The organism is Methylobacterium sp. B1 (genome assembly GCF_000333255.1).
Classification (GTDB): domain Bacteria; phylum Pseudomonadota; class Alphaproteobacteria; order Rhizobiales; family Beijerinckiaceae; genus Methylobacterium; species Methylobacterium fujisawaense.
This window is the reverse complement of the sequence record NZ_BACT01000222.1, coordinates 1-2,669: the sequence shown is the minus strand read 5'-3', so window position 1 is coordinate 2,669 and position 2,669 is coordinate 1. Positions and strand designations below refer to the sequence as shown.

5 protein-coding genes are annotated in these 2,669 nt (G+C 62.2%); 3 read left to right on the top strand and 2 right to left on the bottom strand.

Annotation, left to right across the window (positions count from 1 at the left end):
- The 3 genes from I53_RS05850 to I53_RS05840 all read left to right on the top strand — a co-directional run.
- Positions 1 to 479, top strand: a 479-nt coding sequence (locus I53_RS05850) for a hypothetical protein (RefSeq protein WP_210161565.1), incomplete at its 5' end; no start/stop codon positions are given.
- The gene (locus tag I53_RS05845; RefSeq protein ID WP_043347748.1) at positions 476 to 670 is read left to right on the top strand and encodes a hypothetical protein; all 195 of its coding nucleotides are present in this window, start codon (positions 476 to 478) and stop codon (positions 668 to 670) included. The genes I53_RS05850 and I53_RS05845, both read left to right, overlap by 4 nt.
- Before the next feature lie 283 nt (positions 671 to 953).
- Positions 954 to 1,232, top strand: a complete 279-nt coding sequence (locus tag I53_RS05840; RefSeq protein ID WP_043347746.1) for a type II toxin-antitoxin system RelE/ParE family toxin — start codon at positions 954 to 956, stop codon at positions 1,230 to 1,232.
- Between the two features lie 48 nt (positions 1,233 to 1,280).
- Here I53_RS05840 and I53_RS33045 read toward each other — a convergent pair whose 3' ends face one another.
- On the bottom strand, positions 1,281 to 1,778 hold the full coding sequence (locus I53_RS33045; RefSeq protein ID WP_148291073.1) for a hypothetical protein: 498 nt from the start codon (positions 1,776 to 1,778) through the stop codon (positions 1,281 to 1,283).
- A 135-nt stretch (positions 1,779 to 1,913) separates the two neighbouring features.
- Entirely contained in the window at positions 1,914 to 2,612 is a 699-nt protein-coding gene (locus I53_RS05835; protein ID WP_043347743.1) for a recombinase family protein, read from the bottom strand.
- Positions 2,613 to 2,669 lie beyond the last annotated feature (57 nt).

Below are 2,669 nucleotides of genomic sequence, written 5' to 3'. Positions count from 1 at the left end.
GCCCCGTGATCGAGGCTGCGGGCCCATCCAGATGTGAAGCCGCAAAAAGCTGCCCCGCGCCGCCGCGCCATTCGGGTATAGGTGGTCCGATGAACCGACCCACCACCCTCACCCTCACTGTCGTTGCAGGGTTCGCACTGCTCAGCGGGATGCCCGGCGCGGAGCCACTACCTCGTGTGGACGCAGATAGTCACTGCCGCTCGCAGGTCAGCAACAAGTGGCGCTTTGGCACTCCGCAGGAGAAGTACCAGCAGTGCTTCAAAGAGCAGCAAGAGGCCTATGACAAGCTGAAGGCACGCTGGGATGCCGTCGAAGAGGAAGATCAGCGGGCCTGCCTTAAGTGGAGCCTCGCTGAACACGCGTACAGCTCATTAGAGAGTTGCATAGGTGATATGGAAAAATCCCGTGCCTACAAGAAGCGGGAGCTTGATAGGGAAGCTGAGTTCCGCGCAATCCCGAAGCAGGAGCTTCGTTGGTGAGGACGTTTTCGGTACTCGCTGTCGCCACAATCGCCTCAGTCACGGCGCCGGCCGCCGCGCTCGCATCCCCCAAGGCCGAGAAGGTGTACGCCGCCAACGGTCGTCGCGTGGCCGTGATCAAACGGACCGCGTTCGGCGCCAAGGTGTACGGCGAGAGCGGCCGGCGCATCGCCACGGTCCGCTCGCGGTAGATCCCGGTGCACGGGTTGCCGGCCGGCTTCACGGCTGGCCGCCTTACGCCTACATTAAGCACATGACCCGACGCCCACCACCCGGCACAACGGCCAGCTTCGTCGCCAGCCCCTCACGGCAGCAGGCCCGGGGCCCGGCGGACCGCGGCGAGGTCGATCGGCGCCCACCCGCAACGATGACTGCCGAAGAGCGCGCCGCGGCACAGCGTGGCCTAGCAGATGTGCAGGCAGGCCGCTTCGCCTCCGATGAGGAGGTGGAAGCCGCGTTTCGCCGCTTCAGGTTGTGAAGGTCGTCTACACCCGCGCGGCCCTTGATGATCTCAACGGCATCGCGGACTACCTCATGCCCCGTAACCCCGGCGGTGCCGCCAACGTGGAGGCGGATATCCGTGCCGCGGTCGGGCGGTTGGGCGATCATCCCCTGAGTGGGCGGGCGCAGGATGAGCCGGGTGTACGCATGGCGGTTTCGCCGGGCTACCGATACAAGATCCAGTATCGGGTCGATGATGCGGCCGGCACTGTCCAGGTGCTCTCGATCCTACACCCGGCCCAGCGAGGCTGAAGGGCACATCCCATTGACGCCAGGGTCAGTAGGATGTGCTAGCGTATCTCATGACCGACCTGTTAAATTGATCGTAACGGGCTCCGGGTTCAGGACTTTGTCCATATCCTTGAACATCTCGCCCTCTTGATAGGTCTTCAGAGCTTCGTTCGTAAGCTCTGCGCCTGAGAAGTCGCGCCAGGATTTACCGAACTCAGTCCAAATTCTAATTCTTCTAGGAATATCAGCTAAGATAGTTTCGGATCGCGGCGCCATATTAGCCTCTCTTGGATCCGACGAATTCTTGTACTTATCTATTATTCCCTGATGGTAACCCTTCGCCTCATCCCAACCAGCTTCTTCGAACCTGCTGCTGAGCGAGAAATTTAGAGCTTCCCGAAACGCCAGAGCCTTGCCGACCACATAGGTATGAATATCGCCTTCGTCAGACAGCCAATTATCGAAGCTATTTTTATAGTCCTCCGCGTTGTGATTTTTGTCCCTCTCTAGGTAGAGCAGGACCATGTAGTGAACCTCTGTCGCAACCTCGGGATTGACCGTGTCCATCCACTCCTTGATCTTGCCAAGAGGCGACAATTCCATCTCCGTACGATGCTGTAGCGTTATGGCCACAACCCCGAACTCACGCCGAGGTTGCATGTTGGTAGTCCGATCAAACCGCTTATGTCACGGCTTACGCGTCTATGCTGGCAGACGTGCCATCTCCCTTTGAACTTGGACCGCGGACCACTGGCCGCCGCGAGCCGTGGGGATGCCCCGGGCGTTCAATGCCGCCGCGATCTCTCGCAGGGACGTGGCTCCGGTCTCCCGCACGTCCGCGATGATCGGGGCGAGGTCGATCGCGCGGCGGTTGGCGATCTCCGTCCGGCGGGCCCGTCCCAGGGCGCGGCCTTCGTCCCGCTTGCCCAGGTTACCCGGGTTGCCCAGGCGCGTCGCCTTGCCGGCAGCCTGGAGGGCGGCGCGGTCCGCATCGGACAGGGTGGCATAGAACGCGCGCTTCGCCGCGAGAGCTTCGCGGGTGCGCTTAGCGATCATCGACCGTTCGGCCTGGGCGACCACGGCCATGATCCCGACCACCATCTCGTTGGCCTCCGGCATATCGGCAGCGACGAACCGGACACCGGCTTTCTGAAGACCGAGAAGGAAGTGCGCATCACGGGACAGGCGATCGAGCTTCGCGATTACCAGCGTGGCGTTGTGGAGCCGGCAGAGCGAGAGGGCCTTGTGCAGCTCCGGCCGATCGTCCCGGCTGCCGCTCTCCACCTCCACCAGTTCGACCAGCACCGCCCCCTGTCCACCCCTCAAGAAGCTTGCCACCGCTTGCCGTTGGGCCTCCAGGCCAAGCCCGGAGCGGCCTTGCATCTCGGTTGATACCCGCAGGTAGGAGACGAACTTGCCGGCGGCATTGCTGCTCCGTTAGGTGCTGCAACACTCGTA